This is a genomic window from Streptomyces sp. AM6-12 (assembly GCF_044327085.1).
Lineage (GTDB): Bacteria > Actinomycetota > Actinomycetes > Streptomycetales > Streptomycetaceae > Streptomyces.
Genome location: NZ_JBIQWN010000001.1, coordinates 131,242 through 148,708, shown reverse-complemented (window position 1 = coordinate 148,708; position 17,467 = coordinate 131,242). Strand labels below are relative to the sequence as shown.

Genomic DNA, 17,467 nt, shown 5'->3' with positions numbered 1-17,467 from the left:
TCAGCGGGACCGGTCGGCGTTTCTGGGCATCGCGCGGGACCTGGCCGCCCCGGCCCGCCGCCACAAGGCCGGCGTGGGCCGGCGGCCGAGAGACCGGGACGGCTGAAGCGGCAACGGCCGCCTGCTACGACGCTCACCGCTCGGCGGGACGGCCGTTCACCGTCACGCCGCCCGCGGACTCGCGGCGTCGATCGCGCCCCTGGACGTCGGCCCCTGTGCCGTTCAGCCGGGGAAACGACCCGTGGAACGCAGATGCCAGCGGCGCTCGGCGTACGCCAGGTCGTCACGCCACAACCGCCCGGCCGCGGCGCGCATCAGGGGACGCAGCAGTGGCGCGAACCGGCGAACGGCTGCGAAGCCCGGACGGACCGAGGCCGCGACCACCGCCTCGGTGACAGCGGTGCGGGGCCGACCGGTTTCATCCGGGCCCAGCGGCGTGGCATGGCTCTCCACGACGGAGCCGGCGCCCTCCCCCCGCGTGATGTTCATGACGACCGTGCGCGGGCCGGGTGCCGTGAAGACCGCGCGGACCGGCACGACCAGCCGGCCAGCCGCCTTGAAGGACACGTCGACGGTCAGGGCGTCCGGGCCGTCGTCCGCGCCGAGTTGCTCCCCGGGCGCATCCACCACTGTCAGGTCGACGAACGAGTAGGGGTGGAACCATGCCCCGTGCCACGGGTCGAGCCGGTTGGCCACCACGTCTTCGGGCTCGCAGACACCCCACCCCGTGTAGACGGCCGCCATGGCGCGCGCGGGCTCGGGCCGGCGCGGAACGAGCGGTGCGTCCCACGGCTCCTCGCCGCCCACGGCGTCCAGGCGGGTCCACACCAATACCCCGTCGTCGTACACCGGCAGCGGAGACCAGCCCGCGTACGGGTCGCCGTTGAGGACCAGCCCGTGCCAGTGGCACACCAGCTTGCCGCAGTGCACCGGGCTGTCCCGCAGTGGAGCACCAAGATGCGGGCAGATCCCGGGCCCGCCGATGGGGCGCCCGTCCGGCCCTCGCCAGATCACGACCTCGTGCCCTGCCACGCTCATGGCGAGCTTGCCGTCCCCGCGCAGAGCTCGTGAGGCGCCGACGACGTACCAGTTCCCGGATGGCCGGGCCTGCGCCCGCTTCAACGCCCCGGCGATCACCGCGGGCCGTGCCTCGCGCCAGGTGGGTCGCTGGCGTTCCCAGGGCACGGCGGCGCGGCGCAGGGACAGCGGCAGGCGACGGCGGTTCACGCGATCTCCTCGGCGGAGCGGACGGCCGCCGTCGGCGCGAGCGCCCCCGCGGGCAGGGAGCGGGTGTCGTCGGCCGGCCGGCACACGGGACCACTCCGGGCACGCAGCCGGGCCGCCACCACCCGTGCCAGTCCGTCTGCGGCAACCACCGCCCTGCGCCGCCGTCCGACCACCGACCGCCGGTGCAGCACGGTGTAGCCGTCGCGGGCGACGGCGTCGAGGATGCCCCCGTACAGGGCGGCGGCGGTACGGATGCAGGGCCGCGCCACCGGGTCGAGAAGCTGGATGCCGGGGGCCGCTGACCGGTACACGCCGCGGGTCAATGCCTCGAACTCCCTGAGCGCGGCGGTGATCCGGCGGTCCGGACGCCCCGTCGCGCGGCTCCAGGTCAGCAGTTCCCGGTCGACGCCGTGAGCGGCGAGCAGGTCGACGGGCAGGTAGACGCGCCCGCGGTCCAGGTCCTCTCCGACGTCCCGCAGGAAGTTGCTGAGCTGGAAGGCGACGCCGAGCGCCGCGGCGTACGGCGCGGCTTCCTCCCGCGGCACCACCGTGCCCAGCACCGGCAGCATCTCGAGCCCGATCACCGCCGCGGAGCCGTGCATGTACGCGCGCAGATCGGCGTAGGTGGGATAGGCCGTCACGACCAGGTCGGAGCGCATCGCGGCCATGAAGTCCCGGAAATGGGCGTGGTCGATGGCGTAGCGGCGGGCGGTGTCGGCGAGTGCGTGCACCACGGGTTCGCCGCTGCCGCCCCGTCGCAGCCCCTCTTCCAGTTCCGCCTGGAGCCGCGCCAGTGCCGCCGCCCGCGCATCGGATCCGGGAACGAGGCAGTCGACGATGTCGTCGGCCCAGCGGGCGAAGCCGTACAGGGCGTGCACGGCGGGCCGGCGTTCGACGGGCAGCAGCCGCGTGGCGAGGAAGTACGTCCTGCCGTGCCGGGCGTTGAGGGCACGGCAGTGGCGGTAGGCAGCGCGAAGTCCCGGGTCGCTGATGCCGGCCGCGGCCAGTTCTCGATCGGTCATCCCGTCCCGCCTTCGCTCGTGCGGGCGGCCGGGGTCCTTGGCGGCACCGGGCAACCCGTGGGGGCCGGGGCGCCCGTCCGGCCACCATGGGCGGGGGCCGCCGGGGGGCGCGTGCGAGTGCGTCGACGCAGTGGGAGACCCGTGACGCGGGCCGCGGCCAGCTTCCCGGACAGCAGTACGGTGGGCACCCCGACTCCGGGTGTGGTGCCGCAGCCGGCCAGGACCGCGTTCCGCGTGCCGTGCACCAGGTTGCGCGGCCGGAACGGCCCGGTCTGCAAGAAGGTGTGGGCGGCGGAGAAGGGGGTGCCGGCCGCGTGCCCCAGGGCGTGCCAGTCGGCCGGCGTGACCAGGCATTGGGCCTCGATGGCGGCCTCGAGCCCGTGCAGTCCGCGGCGCTCCAACTCCCGTAGCAGCGTGTCCCGGTAGCGCGGTCCTAGATCGGACCAGGTCGCCGTGTCCGGGCCGATGTCCGTGTTGGGGCAGGGGGCGAGAACGTAGTGCAGGTGGCGGCCCGGCGGAGCGAGGCCGGGGTCCGTGGCGGTGGGCCGGGTGATCAGCAGTGACGGATCGCTCATCAGAGCGCCGGCACGGGTGAGTTCGTCGAATGTGGAGTGCCATGCCGCACCGAACGAGATCGTGTGGTGGGCGAGGTGGGGCCAGGTGCGGTTTGTGCCGACGTGCAGCACGACCGCGGAGGGCGAGTGTCGCAGCCTGAGCGGTCTGCGCGGCCGGCGGCCGAGCAGGCGGTAGACGACGGGCAGGTCCGGGGTGAGCACGACCGCGTCGCACGGGATGCGGGCGGTGTCGGTGACGACGGCGGTGACCCGCTCGCCCGACCGCTCCAGCCGGGTCACCCGCTGCCCGAAGTACAGCTCGGCGCCCGCTCCGGTGGCCGCCTCCGCCATCGCCCGTGGCAACGCGTGCATGCCGCCGCGGGGGAAGTACACGCCTGCGACGGTGTCCATGTAGGCGATGACCGCGTAGGCGGCCAACGCCCGCGCCGGGGGTACACCCGCGTACAGGGCCTGGAAGGAGAACACCCGGCGCAGGCGTTCGTCGCTCAGGAAGCGGCCGATCCGGGCGTCCAGCCGGCCGAAGCCGCCCAGCGCCGCCAGCCGGGCGAGGTCGGCGTTGAGCAGGTTCAGGGGCGAGTCGAAGTTGGCGTCGATGAATCGGCGCATCTGAGCCCGGTACAGGCGCTGGAGCCAGTCGCGGAGCCGGCGGTAACCCGCCGCCTCGGCCGGCCCGGCGAAGCGTTCCACCTCGGCGGCCATCGCGTCCGCGCCCGTGTGCACGTCGAGGGTGCTGCCGTCAGCGAAACAGGCTCGGTAGGCGGGGTGCAGGGGGAGGAGGTCGACCCGTTCGCGCAGGCTTTCACCGACGGCGGCGAAGGCCTCGTCGGCCAGCTCGGGCATGGTCAGCACGGTGGGCCCGGTGTCCATGCGGTAACCGGCCAGGTCGAGGCGCCCGGCCCTGCCTCCCGGCAGTTCCTCGCGCTCGACGACGGTGACCCGCCGCCCGGCGCCCAGCAGGTGCAGTGCCGCCGCCAGCCCGGCCAGTCCGGCGCCGACGACGACCACGTGGTCCGTGGGACCGGGCAAGGTGCGGGTCACCGGCCACCCCCCGTCCCGCTGCTGACGGGGTGCGCGTACGGGCTGTGCGCTGGCCGTGGGCGTGCGGTGTCCCCGTCCGGCCGCGCCCCGGCCGACGCGAGCAGCAGAGCGCGCAGCGGCCCGGCGCCCTCCGCGTCCAGCACCGCACGGTCCAGGTGCCGCAGCCCGCGCGCGGTGAGCCGGTGGATCCTGCTCTCCACGGCGTCGCGCGCGCCTGTCTCGACGAGCACGTCCCGCACCTGCGCAAGGCCACGTTCGGTGAGTGCCGCGTTGCCGAGCCACCGCTCCAGGACGGCCAGCGCGGTCCCGTCACCGGCAGCCTCGGCCCGCGCGCGGGCGATCGCGAGAAGATAGGTGGGCTTGCCCTCCCTGATGTCGCCACCGCTCGCCTTGCCGGTCTCCCGCGGATCGCCGAAGACGTCGTCCACGTCGTCCCGCAGCTGGAACGCCATGCCGACACAGCGGCCGGCGTCACCCAGCCGGCGCGCGGTCACGTCGTCGGCGCCCGCGGCGGCCGCCCCCAGGGCGAGGGGCCGTCCCACCGAGTACAGGGCGCTTTTCAGGCAGGCGGCGCGCCGGACACGGGGCAGCGACCACGCCGCCGTGATCTGGCCCCGCACGTCCAGGTACTGGCCCGCGACCATCTCCGTGCGCATATCGCTCCACAACCGTCGCACCACCATCGCTGCCCAGGGCGTCAGCGGCGTCGCCGCGACCAGGTCGTCGGCCCAGGCAAGTGCAAGATCCCCGGCGAGGACCGCCGCCGACTGCCCGAACCGCCCGGCCCGCTCGTCCCCCACCCGCCCGGCGTACTTCTCGGCCAGGTCCGCGTGCAGCGCGGGGCCGCCACGCCGTAAGGCGGCCCGGTCCATCACGTCGTCGTGGACGAGCGCGCACGTCTGGAGCAGTTCCAGGGCGCCTGCGATGCGCAGGGCGGCCGCCGCGGCCACCGGATCGCGGCCGGCGCACGCCCGCACGGCCCACCACACAAGCTGCGCACGTGTGCGCTTGCCACCCTTGAGAGTGAAGCGTGCCACCCGTTCGGCCAGTTCCCCCGCGAAGAGGGGATCGGCCGACCGGGCACGGCGCAGGCGCTCCGCCAGCACTTCGTCGAGTAAACGGCCGACAGCGCCGGGCACATCTGCGTCAGCCTCGCGCACCTCGGCGGAACCGGCGAAGAACGACGCGCTCGCCACGCGGTGTGCCTGAGTGGGACGCATCCGGCTTCCCTCCGTCGTGTCGGTGTCTGTCAGCCTCGTCACCCGTCTGCTTCGGCGCGTCCGGCGCGGTCGGATGCGCGAACACCCGGCCTGAGCGTGGGAACACCGGCAACGGCCCTCGTCCACCGTGCCCTGACTCGCGCTCAGTCGCTCGCCACGGGGGGCGACCTGCGTCCGCCGGGGTGCACAATCCGGGAGAACGCTCACGCATTCGGGTGTGGGACCGCTCCGCTCCCCGGACCGCCGGTCGCGGTCCGTCCACCATGGATCACAGTCGTCGCCAGTCGCCCCAGGACGGACCGCAAGAAGGCGGAGAAGGGAGACATCGTGCCGGAGACGGACGTGGCCGTCGTGGGAGCGGGCGCCGCCGGGCTGTCGCTGGCCCACCGGCTCGCCGGGAGCGTTCCCGGCCTGCGCACACCGTCCGTCGTCCTGGTGGACGCCCCGCCCGGCCCGCTGCGGCCACCGCCGCGGACCTGGTGCTACTGGACGGCCGCCCCCGGCCGGTTCGATGCCGCGGTGCGGGCCGAGTGGCGGCGGCTCAGAACGCGCCCGCGTACCGGTACCCCGGTCGAGGGGGACATCGCTCCGTTGCGATACCGCATGATCCGCTCCGACGACTTCGAGCGCCTCGTCTGTCGTGACCTGGCTCGCAGCCCCAACGTGCGGCGACTCGAAGCGACCGTCGAGACGGTGGAGGACGTTCGCGGTGGCGCTCACGTCCACCTGAGGGACCCCGGCGGACGCGAGCACGTGCTGAGTGCCCGCTGGGTGTTCGACTCTCGCCCCCCGGGCAGCCTGCCGGCCGCCCGCACCACCCTGCTCCAGCACTTCCATGGCTGGTTCGTGCGTACCGCCCGGCCCGTCTTCGACCCAGGCACGGTGGAGCTGATGGACTTCCGCACTCCGCAACCAGAGCACGGCCTGTCCTTCGGCTACGTCCTGCCGACGGGTCCATGCGAGGCGCTGGTGGAGTACACCGAGTTTTCCGAACGCCCCCTCACCGCCAACCGCTACGAGGCAGCCGTACGGCACTATGCCGACGAGGTCCTGCGGCTCGGAGACCGGCTCGTCCTGGGCACCGAAACCGGTCTCATCCCGATGACCGACGCGCCGATCCCCCGGCAGACAGGTGCCCGGGTCTTCCGCATCGGTGCCGCCGGCGGAGCGACCCGGCCCGCCACCGGATACACCTTCGCCGGGGTGCAACGCCAGACCAGGGCCGTCGCCGAGGCGCTGCGCCGCGGTCGCCACCCGATGCCCCCCACGGCTCACCCGGCGCGCTCCCGGGTCATGGACGCCGTCCTGCTGCGCGCCCTGGACAGCGGCCGGGCCGACGGACCGGAACTGTTCAGCCGCCTGTTCGCCCGCGTGCCCATGGCGCGACTGCTGCGCTTCCTCGACGGAGAGACCCGCCTGCACCAGGACCTTGCCATCGGCATGCGCGCCCCCGTGGGCCCGATGCTGCGCTCCGCCCTGGAGCTGCCCCGCCTGCCCCGCCGCCCCTTCGACCTGCCGGGACCGCAGTGACGAGGCCCCCTGCCGCCACCTCGCCGACGCCCGGGGCGGCCCCGTGCTCCCCGCCCCCCCGACGGAGGAATCCATGACGCTGCTGCGCGACGAGGACCTCGCCGCCGCCTTCGACCACGCCTCCCGCAGCTACGACACCCTCGTGGCTGCCAACCCCGGCTACCACGCCCACCTGCGCCGCTCGGTGCGTCGGATCGGCCTGCCCGGACGGGGGCACGGGTTGCGCCTGCTGGACCTCGGCTGCGGCACCGGGGCGTCCACCGCAGCGCTGCGGTCCCTCCTTCCCGCCGCCGAGGTCACGGCCGTCGACGCCTCGGCCGGCATGCTCGGGCGGGCCGCGGCCAAGCCGTGGGCGGACGGGGTGACCTTTGTGCACGCGCCCGCCGAACGCCTGACCGAGGCCGGGGTGAACGGTCCCTTCGACGCCGTGTTCGCGGCCTATGTCCTGCGCAACGTCACCGACGCCGACGCCGTACTCGCCGTCGTGCGTGACCTGTTGCGCCCGGGGGGCCGGCTCTGCGTGCATGAGTACACGCTCAGCGGTCGGCAGGTGGACCGTGCCGTGTGGACGCTGGTGTGCCGGGGTGTCGTGCAGCCTGTGGCGACCTTGCTGGGAGACGGGTTGCTCTACCGGTATCTGTGGCGCAGTGTCGTGGAGTTCGACACCGCCGGGCGCTTCGCGCACAGGCTCGACACGGCCGGATTCGACCACGTGCGCGTACTGCCGTTGCCGGGCTGGCAGACAGGCATCGCCCACACCTTCGTGGCGCGGCGGCCGCATGAACCGGGGGAGGAGGGATGAGGGCCGCGCGCCAGGGCCTCGCACGCCGGGGCCGCGACCGGCAGGCCCGGATGCTGCCGGCAGCGCCCGGCGCCCCCCGGGTCGGGGAAAAACCACCGTCGGTGGCGGTCGTCGGAGCGGGCATCGCCGGCCTGGCTGCCGCCACCGTGCTCGCCGAGCGCGGGGTGGCCGTCACCGTGTACGAGAGGCGGCCCTACCTGGGCGGCCGGGTCGGTGGATGGCCGACCAGGCTGCGCGACGGCTCTCCAGCGATCATGAGCCGCGGGTTCCACGCGTTCTTCCGTCAGTACTACAACCTGCGCGGGTTGCTGCGCCGGACAGACCCCGCCCTGGAGCGGCTCACCCCCCTCGCGGACTACCCGCTGCTCCACGCCGGCGGACTGCGCGACAGTTTCCGGCACGTCCCGCGCACCCCGCCGCTCAGCGCGGTGGGCTTCGTGGCGCTCAGCCCCTCCTTCCGGCCGACGGACCTGCGCGCCATGAACCCCCTGGCGGCCCTGCCGCTCCTCGACGTGCGCGTGCCGGAGGTGTACGACCGGCTGGACGCCACCAGTGCCCATGACTTCCTGGACGCCGTGCGCTTCCCGGACAGCGCCCGGCACCTTGCCTTCGAGGTGTTCTCCCGCAGCTTCTTCGCCGACCCGCGGGAACTGTCGGCGGCCGAGATGGCGCTCATGTTCCACATCTACTTCCTGGGTTCCGCCGAAGGGCTGCTGTTCGATGTTCCCCGTGCCTCCTTCCCCGCCGCCCTGTGGGAGCCGCTCGCCGACTACCTGACCCGGCACCGCGCCGAGGTCCGCACCGGCACGTCCGTCCAGCACATCGCCCCCGTAGCGGACGGCGGCCTCGCGGTCGCCTGCGAGCGGGACGAGCGCCACTTCGACGGGGTCGTCCTCGCCCTGGACAGTGCGGGACTGCGCTCACTGGTCGATTCGTGCGGGCAACTGGGGGACGCGCCCTGGCGCGAGCGGATCGGGCGGCTGCCCACCGCCCCGCCCTTCCTGGTCAGCCGACTGTGGCTGGACCGGCCGGTCGCACCCGACCGACCTGCCTTCCTCGGTACCAGCGGCTTCGGCACTCTGGACAACATCAGTGTGCTGGAACGCTACGAGGACGAGGCGGCCCGCTGGAGCGGGCGTACCGGAGGCTCCGTCGTCGAACTGCACGCCTACGCCGTACCGCCCGCGGCTGCCCGGGACGTCGAACAGAAGCGCCTCCTCGCCCAACTGCACCGCGTCTACCCCGAGACCGGCCCGGCGACCGTCCTCGATGCCCGTCACGAATGGCATGAGGACTGCCCGATGTTCCCGGTGGGCGGCTATCGTGACCGGCCTACCGTCCGGACCCCGAACCCACGCGTGGTCGTGGCCGGCGACCTGGTCCGCACCGGGCTGCCAGTGGCCCTCATGGAGCGGGCGGCCACGAGCGGCTTCCTCGCGGCCAACGCTCTGCTGGAGCAGTGGGGCGTGCGGGGCCAGACTCTGTGGACGGTGCCGGACCGAGGACGGAACGCGCTCCTCAGAGCGCTGGCCGCGTGGGGGCGGACGCCGACCGGCCGCGGACGGCGGGCCTGACGGGCACCTTCCGGCCGGGAGACCGTGCGGCGCAGCGGTTCGGGGAACACGGGCGAACGCTGGTCCGGCGCGGTCAGCGCGATCCGATCGGGCGTGGTCGCCGCGGCCGACCACTGACCGGAGCGGCCCCACTGCCGGGGGCGTCGCGGCCCAGGGGGCACCGCGCCCAGCACTGGAACCACGACTGACCGGAGGTTCCGCAATGGGCGTTGCGGGCCGCGGACGCGAGCGTTCCGCGTCCTGGCCTCATCAGCGAGCGTGACCGGTCCGGTTCGGTGCCGGGCGAAGGCGGCGCATGGCCGGCGGCCACGTCGTCCCCGCTCCCGCCGACGACGGAGCGGGTTGGCGGCTCTCCGGTTCATGGAGTGGCGCGGGCGCCGGGCTCGTGGCCTGGGCGCGCTGCTCCGAGAAGGGGGAGTCCGATGTTCCCCTTCCGCATGGCCCGGCCTGTCCCGATGCCCGCGGGCCACCCGGCCCCGCTGTGAGATCTGACCCCTTGTCAGTGAGCGCGCCCCTCCTTACCTTTGTGCAGCGAGTCCTTGGCCAGGCGGGATCCACCGACCCGCGTCGGCCGTTGCCTGCCCCTCAGCGCACGACACACCATGGAGGCGTCACATGCCCGTAGCCGTGCCGGATCTTCTGGAAACCGACGGAATCCGCGATGCGGGTCCGCTGGAGATCGACGACGAGACGATCGTGTTCGAGCACGACGACCGCGGTGACCGCGAGCCCACGGCGTGTCTCGCCGACCCCTGGGTGACCGCCACCACCCGCTTTTCCTGTGACCTGAACGCGTAGCGGTGGCCGTCCCCATCGCCGGCCGCAGCGGTTGGTCCGACGAAACGTGGTCGTACCTGAACGATCCGCGGATGCCGGCGATGGAGCACGGCTGGAAACTGCATGTCTCGGCGCGCCCCGGCGACCTCGACACCGTGACCGGGCTCGTCCTGGCGGTCCTGTCCCGGCATGTCTGCCACGCGAAGTTCGCCCGCGACCCCGAGGTCTTGCGCCGTCTCAACTCCGGGGTGGTGGGCGCCGGCAACGTCGGCAAGGCCATCACCGTCTACCCCGCGGCCGGCACGGTGGTCGACATCGCCCGGGAGCTCGTCGCCGTACTGCGCGACCGGGAGGGCCCGCGGGTCCTGAGCGACCGGCGGGTAGATCCGGGGGCACCGGTCTACTACCGCTACGGCCCCTTCACGGGTGACTACCGGACCGGCCGGAGCGGACGGCTCGAATCCGTCATGACCGGCCCGGACGGCCGGATGTTCGACGGCCTCGCCGTCGGCCGCTACCGGTGCCCGCCTTGGGCCGAGGACCCTTTCGCGAGCGGCTCCGGGCCCGGCGGCAAGCCGTCCGAGCCCCACCTCGGCGGCGGACGCTACGCGGTCACCGCAGGCATCGCGCGCGCACCCCAGGGAAACGTCTACCGCGCCCTCGACCGCACTCTGGGCCGGCCGGTGGTGGTCAAACAGGCGAGGGCCTTCGTGGGCGAGGACGAAGCCGGCATGGACGCCCGGCACCGGCTGCGCAACGAGCGTGCGGTCCTCACCGCCCTCGACGGCGTGGCGGGCGTCCCCCGCGCACTGGACTACTTCGCTCACCAGTCGGACGAATACCTGGTGATGAGCGGTTGCGGCGACCGGGACCTGCGCGGGGAGGTCCTGCGTAACGGTCCCTACCGAAATGACGGCACCCGGCCGGAGCGCGCCCTCTCCGTCCTCGCCTCCCGGCTCCTTAGCGTCCTGGACGCGATCCACGACCGGGACGTGGTCGTGCGCGACCTCAAGCCCGACAATGTCGTGCTCGACGACTCCGGGCGCTGTCACGTGATCGACTTCGGGATCAGCGAGCTGGACGGTGCCGGACCGGGAGGGGCGACCCCCGGATACAGCGAGCCGGTTCTGCACGCGACAGGCCCCGCCGCCCCCGCCGACGACCACTATGCACTCGGCGCGACCCTCTACTTCGCCGCCACCGGCATGGACCCGGTGATCGTCGACAGCGACCATGCGGTCAACCGGGACCGGACGCTGGCCTGTCTCGCATGGGCACTGCCCGGTCGGGCCCACCGGGAGATCCGGTTGTCGATCTCCGGCCTCCTGAGCTTCGACCCGGTCGTACGGGCCGCCGCTGCCGACTGCCTGCGCACCGGCAGCCCGGCCGGGGCCACGCGCCGACCTGCCCGGCCGCGGATCGATGACGACCTGCTGGACGAGATCATCGAGCACACGACCGCGTTCTGCGTCGACGAAGCGCATGCGATCCTGGACCCGGCACGGGCCGCCCGGCTGAACGTCCCCACCTCGATCGACGTCTACGGCGGCAGTTCGGGACTCGGACTGGAACTCCTCCACCACACCCACCGGCCCCGCGTGCGTCCGGCCGTCACCGCGCTGGCGCGATGGACAGCGGAACAGTCCAGGAACCTCCCGCCCGGCTTCTACACGGGACGCACGGGAGTCGAACTCTTTCTCGCGCGGGCACAGTCGGCGGCGGGGACGGGGACGGACGACGACGTGCGGTCCGGGTTCGAGGCCCTGCCGGGCCGCGCACCGGACGGCGGACCGCCGGAGGCGGACCTGATCGCGGGCACCGCAGGGATCGGTCTCGGCCAGTTGCTGTTGGCCCGACACGCCCTGCGCTCCGGTCACCGACACGCCGCGGACCGGCACCTCGGCGTCGCCGCTGAATGCGATCGGATGCTTGCGTCGGGCACCGCCCGGCTGACTCCGGCCGGTTCGGACTCGGTCGGCAGCGCCGCGCTCCGCGAGGGCATCGCCCACGGCGAGGCGGGTGTCGCCTGGTTCTTCCTCGAATACGGCGGAGTGACCGGGGACGTGGACGCGATCAGCCGCTCGGCGCAGGCCATCGCGCGTCTGGCCGCCTTGACGCCGGACATCATCGCAGCGGCCACCGGGCCGGGAGCGACTCGTCGCTACGCTTCGTGGTGCCGGGGCCTGGCCGGCATCGGGACCGTACTCGTCCGGGCCGCGGAACGCCTCGGCGATCCCGGGTACCTCGCGCTCGCACAGCGGGCCGCGCGCGCCTGCGCCGCACTGGCACCGGGAATGCCGCTGGTCACGCAGTGCTGCGGGCTGGCCGGCGTGGGTGAGCTGATGGTGGACGTCGCGGAGGCGTCCGGGTCCGAGGAGTTCCGGGACGCGGCCGAGACCACCGCGCTGCTCATCCTGAGCCGCAGCGGCGGCACCTGGTCCCGGCCCGTGTTCCCGGACACCGGACTCGCCCAGCCGAGTGCCACCTGGGCCGGCGGCTCCGCGGGCGTCCTGGCCTTCCTCAGACGACTGCGTGACCGGGGCGGACCCCGGCTGGGACGCGTCGACTGACCGCCGTACCGGCGTCGCGTCGCCCCGCCGCCGGTACGGCGTCCGCTGAACGGTGACGTGGTGCGGCAGGCAGGGCGCTCGGCGGGGCCGCGCACGGTGCCTGGCTTACCGTGCGCATCGCCGGGTAAGTGTATGGTGCACCGGCCCCGCGGGCCCAGCAGTGGAACCCTGCACCTCCTGCCTGCGGGGCTGTTGCGGAGGCCGGCCCCGGCCGGGGAAGGGCGCACCAAGCTGGCCACTGTCCTGGTCAACGTGCTCGCCCCGCGGCCCGACGCCTTGGTGATCGCCTGAGCCGCCGTGGTGTCGCTGCTGCCCGCTTGCCGGGGTGCGCCCTGCCGGAGCAGGTAGGCGGCCGAGCGTCGTCCGGGTGGGTCCGGGGAATTGCCGGACCGGCGATCCGCGTTTCCGGAAGATGGACGACCCATCCTCGTATGCCATGCCTGACGCTGTCAGCGGTGCGACGCCCCGCGCGCGGCTCGCGGCCGATCGCGCGGAAACCCTCGCGCGGGTGGCCGCGCTCGGCCGCGAATTCGATGGGATCGTGGCGGCGAACGCGTTGGTCGCAATCGATGACGAGCACGACCCCGAGGGAGGGAGCACGGCCTTCGAGCGGGCCCACGTGGCCGCTCTGATGGCGCGTGCACGCGAGCACCTGGAGGAACTGGACCGGGCGCTCGAACGAGTGGAGCGTGGGCAGTACGGGAGCTGCGAAGGCTGCGGCGGAGCGATATCTCCCGAACGGCTGGAAATCCGTCCGGCGGCCACCATGTGTGTGCGCTGCGCCCGTTACGGCTCGCGCCGTCCCCCGTGCTGACGCCGCCCGTCTCGCGAGCCTGGCCGAGCTGAGCCGCGCCGCCACGCCCGACAGGAAGGCACTGGCATCACGTCAGTCGATGGCGGCCCCGCACGACGGCTGGGGCATCCATGTCATGTGTGTACGGCTGCGTGACAGTGCGGCGCTTGGGGACGCCTCGACCGCAGGGGCGGCGGCGAAGCCGGCTGACGCCGGGTGGTTCGGCTCGGCGGCCGGTGCGAAGAGTTCCCGGGCTCCGACGATGGCCAGCAGCCTGTCGACCATGGGGCTGACAGCGCGGACGACCACCGTCTTGCCCTGCAGAGCCGCCTGCTGCCGCAGGTCCATCAGGACGCTCAGGCCGGCGCAGTCACAAAATTCGAGCCCGCTCAGGTCCAGGTCGAGTCCGCGCGCTGACCGGGTGAGTGCTTCGCGCAGCTTGCCGCGGATGCCGCGGCCGGAGTCGAGGTCGAGTTCGCCGAGGATCTCCACACCTGTGCGGGCACCGCGCGATGAGTACAGGGCGACAGCCCGGCAGCCGGGGTCATGCATGAGCTCACTCCTCACCTGCGTGTCAGGGCCCGCTCTCCCGCGACCCACACGTAAGACAATCAATGCATGAAATGTAGTGCATGTTTGTGCGTGCATGAATGGCGACTCGTTAAACTCTGGGCATGGATGAAGTGCCCGAGCCTCATACCGGATGGACGTTCCTGACGAATCACGCCCGCGTGCTCGCAGCCATCGCGGACAATCAGAACGCGCGCATCCGTGACATCGCCGCCCACTGTCGACTCACCGAACGGGCCGTTCACAAGATCATTTTCGATCTGGAGCAGGACGGCTACCTCTCCCATACCCGCGAGGGGCGTGGCAACGTCTATCGGATCGACCCCGGCAAGATCCTGCGCCATCCCGCTGAGGCCGGAATCGGGCTCACGGTGGCCTCGCTCCTGTCCTTGTTGGTCCAGGACGAGGCGATCCGCTCCGACCAGCCACGACTGCAGAGCACGAGCAGCTGACGAACCGCGCGCGGGCCGCGGGGACGTGGTCTGGGCCTGGCGGAGCGCAGCCGGCCGCCGGCCCGCGGGACTCCCAAGGGCCGCCAGGCTGTCGATCCGCCGCGCCCGTCGCCCCGCCGGCCCCGAACCACGCGGCGGGGCAGTCGACCACCCGTCCGACGGCTTCTGTAACGGATCGATAACTCGCGTACATGGCGGGTGAGGGCGTGGGTAGACGCGGCTTCACCGGGTTGGCTATGAGCCCGGACATGAGCCGGGAGGGGCACCACCGATGACGATCACGGCCACCAGCACCCAGGAGCGTACGCAGACGGCGCTGCCGGAGATCGGTGACGCTGCCAAGATGGCTCCGAAGGACGCCCGGGAGCTGTCGAAGCTGTTCTTCGAGCGGCTGGCCACGCTGGAGGAGGGCACGCCCGAGCACAGCTACGCGCGCAACACGCTGATCGAGATGAACATGTCCCTGGTCCGGTTCGCCGCCGGCCGGTTCCGCAGCCGGGGGCCGGAGGAGATGGAGGACATCGTCCAGGTCGGCATGATCGGCCTGATCAAGGCGATCGACCGGTTCGAAATCTCCCGCGAGGTCGAGTTCACCTCCTTCGCCATCCCCTACGTCGTCGGTGAGATCAAGCGGTTCTTCCGTGACACCACCTGGGCCGTGCACGTGCCCCGCCGACTCCAGGAAGCCCGCGTCCAGCTCGCCCAGGCCACCGAGGAACTCCGCAGCCGCATGGGCCGCACCCCCAGCGTCAAGGAACTCGCCGAGCTGATGAGCCTGAGCGAGGAGGAGGTCGTCGAAGCCCGCATCGCCTCCAACGGTTACAACGCCGCTTCCCTCGACGCCGCCCTGAGCACCAGTGACGACAGCGAAACCGCCCTGGCCGACTTCATCGGCTTCGACGACGCGGCCCTCGCCCTGGTGGAGGACTTCCACACGCTGGCCCCGATGATCGCCGCCCTCGACGAGCGCGACCGGCAGATCATCCACATGCGGTTCGTCGAAGAACGTACGCAGGCCCAGATCGGTGAACGGCTCGGCGTCTCCCAGATGCACGTCTCCCGCCTACTGTCCCGCTGCCTGGCCCGCCTGCGGGAAGGCATGCTCACCACAAGCTGACGCTGTCCCGCGCAGGCGGGTACCCCGCTTCACGCCGCTCCTTCGGCAACCGCTAGATGCCCCGGCTCCGCGCAGGTCAGGCTCAAACCTTCGGGATGGATGTCCCGGCGCACTGCCGCGCTGCCGGCGTTCACCACCCGGCACGGCCGGGACGCCGGGCGCGCGCCGTCACGCGGCTAAGCGGTCGGCGTACGGCCGCCGACGAGGTCGCCGCCGACACCGTCCAGCACGGCAGCAGGCGCGGTCACTTGAGCCTGCGGCACACCGGACAACAGCAGACGGACCGTGTCCCGATCACCGGGCCGGTCCGTCTGCCGGATGTTCCCGGTCCGGTCGGCGTGCGGGGGCAGCAGGGTCGCCGGGCGCGTGAGTCCGGAGGTGCGCCTCACCCGGACTGGACACCGGTCGGAGCGAACCGGCGGCCCGCGTCCGAACAGCGGCGGTGGATGCTGACGAAGGCGCCCGACGCACTGGAGTCGCGAAGTCCACCTGCGTGAGACCCACGACCAGCAGGGGGACACCTCCCGCATCCCCTGGTGGAGAAGTGCCCCAGCAACTGGGGCGCGGTGTGGCACCGGCCACGGCCGCGTAGCCGCGACCGCGCCGCGAGGCCAGGCCCAGCGTAGGGCCGGACGGCACCAGGCCGCCGGACACGACCGGCGGCGACCCCGGCGGCGCTCGTGTCGGCCTCCGGGCCGGGGATGGGGGCGTCGGGCCGCGGCTGCGGGGCGAACGGGGTGGCTGGTCGTCATGGTGTCGGCCGGGGAGCCGACGCTGACCAGGAAGTCGCGGACGTCTGTTTGCGCTGGAAACCAGGGCGCAGTTGGCGCGCGACCGCCACCGCCTCGTGCTCCGCGTCCTCAGGTGCGGGCAGGCCGCGGAGCCCTAGCGGGGCAGGCGCGTCGGTCGGCCCGTCGACCAGGCTGTCGAAAAAAGAAATCGGCGGCCCCCTGCGCCGCGGCGTCTGCCGATGGCGCACCGCTCACGGCCCCCCGCATGCGGCCGTGCACCGAGCTGTCTCGCTCAGCCCGAAAGCCGACAGGTCGAACCGCACGTCCTGCGCGCTTCGCCACACCTCGATGGCTCAAGAGGCCAGGGGCATGGCGGGCAGCAGGTCTTACACCACAGGAACAGCCCCGTCCCGCGCCGCGTCTTCGTGCTGGTCCTCTCAGTCATGCGTGCGGTGGGAGGAGCGGTCAGCGGGGGAGCGTGGCGAGGGCGTCGCCTACGGTGGGGTAACAGGTGAACACCTGGTCCAGGCCCACGGTCCGGAAGACGCGGCCGAGGTCCGGACTGAGCCCGGCCAGGCCGAGGGAGCCACCGGCGGCCTCGGCACGGTGGAAGGCGGTCACGAGCACGGTGATGCCCGTCGAATCGCAGTAGGAGACGCCGGAGAGGTCGATCACCAGGAGCGTCCTGGGCGCGAGCGTGAGGTCCTCCAGCGCCCAGGTGAGCCGGGGCGCGGTGTGGTGATCGAGTTCGCCGGTCACCTCCAGTACGACGGCGCCGGCCTCGTGAAGCTGCTGTGCGACGGTCAGAGTTGGCTCAGTCACCGGTTCTCCTGGTGGGGTGATGCAGGCTGTACAGGGATGGACAGGAGGCTGTCCAGGCGGCCGGAAGAGGACGCGCCCGGCGCGCGAGGTGTCGGGCGAGCCGCTCCTGGTCGAGTATGGCGCCGTGGGGTGCACGAGCCTTGACGAGGCCGTCTTTTACGGAAGGTCGATGAGCTGTCCGCCGATCACGGAGCCCGGTTCCACGGTTCGGTCCGCGCGCGGGGCGAAGGCCGGGCGCGCCCGCCGCCGGCCAGTGTGAGGCGACGAGGCCACCGGCGGCCGGTTCCCGCACTTCGAAAAAAGCACGCTCGACATCGGACCGCCGTGCCCGTTCGGCGGCTACCGTGCGCTGGGCAGACAGGAGCAGCTTGAGTTTCTCCGCTACCAGCGCCGCCAAGTCCCGCAGGTCGTCGAGCCGGTCGGTGCCGGGCGTGTGCGGACGGATGTCCGACCCATTCACGGTGCCCGGACGCTCACCGGCATCGGTGTCCATGTTGCAGGCACCCGGCTGACCGGCACGGTCCGGCAGCCCCGGCAGGCAGCCCGCCTCGGTGCCCTCAGCCAGGTCGTGGGATCCGGCGAGGCGTCCCCGGCCGGCGTCCACGATCGTCACGCAGGCCATCGGAGTGCGGACGATCCTGGCGGCA

At 72.9% G+C, this 17,467-nt stretch carries 16 protein-coding genes; 8 read left to right on the top strand and 8 right to left on the bottom strand.

The window, feature by feature from the left end:
- Positions 1–222: 222 nt before the first annotated feature.
- Genes ACE4Q9_RS00720 through ACE4Q9_RS00705 form a run of 4 tightly spaced genes read right to left on the bottom strand, consistent with a single transcriptional unit; the run spans position 223 to position 5,082 of the window.
- Positions 223–1,227 (bottom strand): DUF5914 domain-containing protein, encoded by a 1,005-nt coding sequence (locus ACE4Q9_RS00720; RefSeq protein ID WP_397982211.1) that lies wholly within the window; start codon positions 1,225–1,227, stop codon positions 223–225.
- Positions 1,224–2,249, bottom strand: a complete 1,026-nt coding sequence (locus tag ACE4Q9_RS00715) for a phytoene/squalene synthase family protein (protein ID WP_397982210.1) — start codon at positions 2,247–2,249, stop codon at positions 1,224–1,226. Before ACE4Q9_RS00715 ends, ACE4Q9_RS00720 begins: the two co-directional genes overlap by 4 nt.
- Positions 2,246–3,862 carry a phytoene desaturase family protein gene (crtI, locus tag ACE4Q9_RS00710; protein WP_397982209.1) on the bottom strand — a complete coding sequence of 539 codons (1,617 nt, stop codon included), beginning with the start codon at positions 3,860–3,862 and terminating at the stop codon, positions 2,246–2,248. Before crtI ends, ACE4Q9_RS00715 begins: the two co-directional genes overlap by 4 nt.
- Positions 3,859–5,082 (bottom strand): polyprenyl synthetase family protein, encoded by a 1,224-nt coding sequence (locus tag ACE4Q9_RS00705; RefSeq protein ID WP_397982208.1) that lies wholly within the window; start codon positions 5,080–5,082, stop codon positions 3,859–3,861. The genes crtI and ACE4Q9_RS00705 overlap by 4 nt, the downstream gene beginning before the upstream one ends.
- Before the next feature lie 327 nt (positions 5,083–5,409).
- Between ACE4Q9_RS00705 and ACE4Q9_RS00700 the strand changes: the two genes are divergently transcribed.
- From ACE4Q9_RS00700 to ACE4Q9_RS00675, 6 genes are all read left to right on the top strand, one after another.
- Complete coding sequence (locus ACE4Q9_RS00700; RefSeq protein ID WP_397982207.1) at positions 5,410–6,612, top strand: lycopene cyclase family protein; 1,203 nt, start codon at positions 5,410–5,412, stop codon at positions 6,610–6,612.
- Positions 6,613–6,685: 73 nt separating this feature from the next.
- Positions 6,686–7,414: a class I SAM-dependent methyltransferase gene (locus ACE4Q9_RS00695; protein WP_397982206.1), complete on the top strand. Its 729-nt coding sequence runs from the start codon at positions 6,686–6,688 to the stop codon at positions 7,412–7,414.
- Positions 7,411–8,988 (top strand): FAD-dependent oxidoreductase, encoded by a 1,578-nt coding sequence (locus ACE4Q9_RS00690; RefSeq protein WP_397982205.1) that lies wholly within the window; start codon positions 7,411–7,413, stop codon positions 8,986–8,988. Before ACE4Q9_RS00695 ends, ACE4Q9_RS00690 begins: the two co-directional genes overlap by 4 nt.
- A 615-nt stretch (positions 8,989–9,603) precedes the next feature.
- Positions 9,604–9,786 (top strand): SflA family class IV lanthipeptide, encoded by a 183-nt coding sequence (locus tag ACE4Q9_RS00685; RefSeq protein ID WP_397982204.1) that lies wholly within the window; start codon positions 9,604–9,606, stop codon positions 9,784–9,786.
- Positions 9,787–9,788: 2 nt separating this feature from the next.
- On the top strand, positions 9,789–12,335 hold the full coding sequence (lanL, locus tag ACE4Q9_RS00680; RefSeq protein WP_397982203.1) for a class IV lanthionine synthetase LanL: 2,547 nt from the start codon (positions 9,789–9,791) through the stop codon (positions 12,333–12,335).
- 436 nt (positions 12,336–12,771) lie between these two features.
- On the top strand, positions 12,772–13,149 hold the full coding sequence (locus ACE4Q9_RS00675) for a TraR/DksA family transcriptional regulator (protein ID WP_397982202.1): 378 nt from the start codon (positions 12,772–12,774) through the stop codon (positions 13,147–13,149).
- A 72-nt stretch (positions 13,150–13,221) separates the two neighbouring features.
- Here ACE4Q9_RS00675 and ACE4Q9_RS00670 read toward each other — a convergent pair whose 3' ends face one another.
- Positions 13,222–13,680: an STAS domain-containing protein gene (locus ACE4Q9_RS00670; protein ID WP_397982201.1), complete on the bottom strand. Its 459-nt coding sequence runs from the start codon at positions 13,678–13,680 to the stop codon at positions 13,222–13,224.
- Between the two features lie 122 nt (positions 13,681–13,802).
- Here ACE4Q9_RS00670 and ACE4Q9_RS00665 point away from each other — a divergent pair, with 122 nt between their 5' ends.
- Together ACE4Q9_RS00665 and ACE4Q9_RS00660 are read left to right on the top strand one after the other, a co-directional pair.
- The gene (locus ACE4Q9_RS00665) at positions 13,803–14,150 is read left to right on the top strand and encodes a helix-turn-helix transcriptional regulator (RefSeq protein ID WP_397982200.1); all 348 of its coding nucleotides are present in this window, start codon (positions 13,803–13,805) and stop codon (positions 14,148–14,150) included.
- A 271-nt stretch (positions 14,151–14,421) separates the two neighbouring features.
- Entirely contained in the window at positions 14,422–15,267 is an 846-nt protein-coding gene (locus ACE4Q9_RS00660; protein WP_397982199.1) for an RNA polymerase sigma factor SigF, read from the top strand.
- Between the two features lie 176 nt (positions 15,268–15,443).
- Here the strand turns inward: ACE4Q9_RS00660 and ACE4Q9_RS00655 are convergent, their stop codons facing one another.
- The 3 genes from ACE4Q9_RS00655 to ACE4Q9_RS00645 form a co-directional block, all read right to left on the bottom strand.
- Positions 15,444–15,656, bottom strand: coding sequence for a hypothetical protein (locus tag ACE4Q9_RS00655; protein ID WP_397982198.1), 213 nt, complete (start codon positions 15,654–15,656; stop codon positions 15,444–15,446).
- 807 nt (positions 15,657–16,463) lie between these two features.
- Entirely contained in the window at positions 16,464–16,820 is a 357-nt protein-coding gene (locus ACE4Q9_RS00650) for an STAS domain-containing protein (RefSeq protein WP_397982197.1), read from the bottom strand.
- The gene (locus ACE4Q9_RS00645) at positions 16,813–17,433 is read right to left on the bottom strand and encodes a hypothetical protein (protein ID WP_397982196.1); all 621 of its coding nucleotides are present in this window, start codon (positions 17,431–17,433) and stop codon (positions 16,813–16,815) included. Before ACE4Q9_RS00645 ends, ACE4Q9_RS00650 begins: the two co-directional genes overlap by 8 nt.
- Positions 17,434–17,467 lie beyond the last annotated feature (34 nt).

Bases quoted from the DNA above. Each gene is read 5' to 3' on its own strand.
- ACE4Q9_RS00695 (WP_397982206.1), top strand. From the start codon at position 6,686: ATGACGCTGCTGCGCGACGAGGACCTCGCCGCCGCCTTCGACCACGCC.
- ACE4Q9_RS00705 (WP_397982208.1), bottom strand. From the start codon at position 5,082: ATGCGTCCCACTCAGGCACACCGCGTGGCGAGCGCGTCGTTCTTCGCC.
- ACE4Q9_RS00685 (WP_397982204.1), top strand. From the start codon at position 9,604: ATGCCCGTAGCCGTGCCGGATCTTCTGGAAACCGACGGAATCCGCGAT.
- ACE4Q9_RS00715 (WP_397982210.1), bottom strand. From the start codon at position 2,249: ATGACCGATCGAGAACTGGCCGCGGCCGGCATCAGCGACCCGGGACTT.
- ACE4Q9_RS00670 (WP_397982201.1), bottom strand. From the start codon at position 13,680: ATGCATGACCCCGGCTGCCGGGCTGTCGCCCTGTACTCATCGCGCGGT.
- ACE4Q9_RS00675 (WP_397982202.1), top strand. From the start codon at position 12,772: ATGCCTGACGCTGTCAGCGGTGCGACGCCCCGCGCGCGGCTCGCGGCC.
- ACE4Q9_RS00660 (WP_397982199.1), top strand. From the start codon at position 14,422: ATGACGATCACGGCCACCAGCACCCAGGAGCGTACGCAGACGGCGCTG.
- ACE4Q9_RS00665 (WP_397982200.1), top strand. From the start codon at position 13,803: ATGGATGAAGTGCCCGAGCCTCATACCGGATGGACGTTCCTGACGAAT.
- ACE4Q9_RS00690 (WP_397982205.1), top strand. From the start codon at position 7,411: ATGAGGGCCGCGCGCCAGGGCCTCGCACGCCGGGGCCGCGACCGGCAG.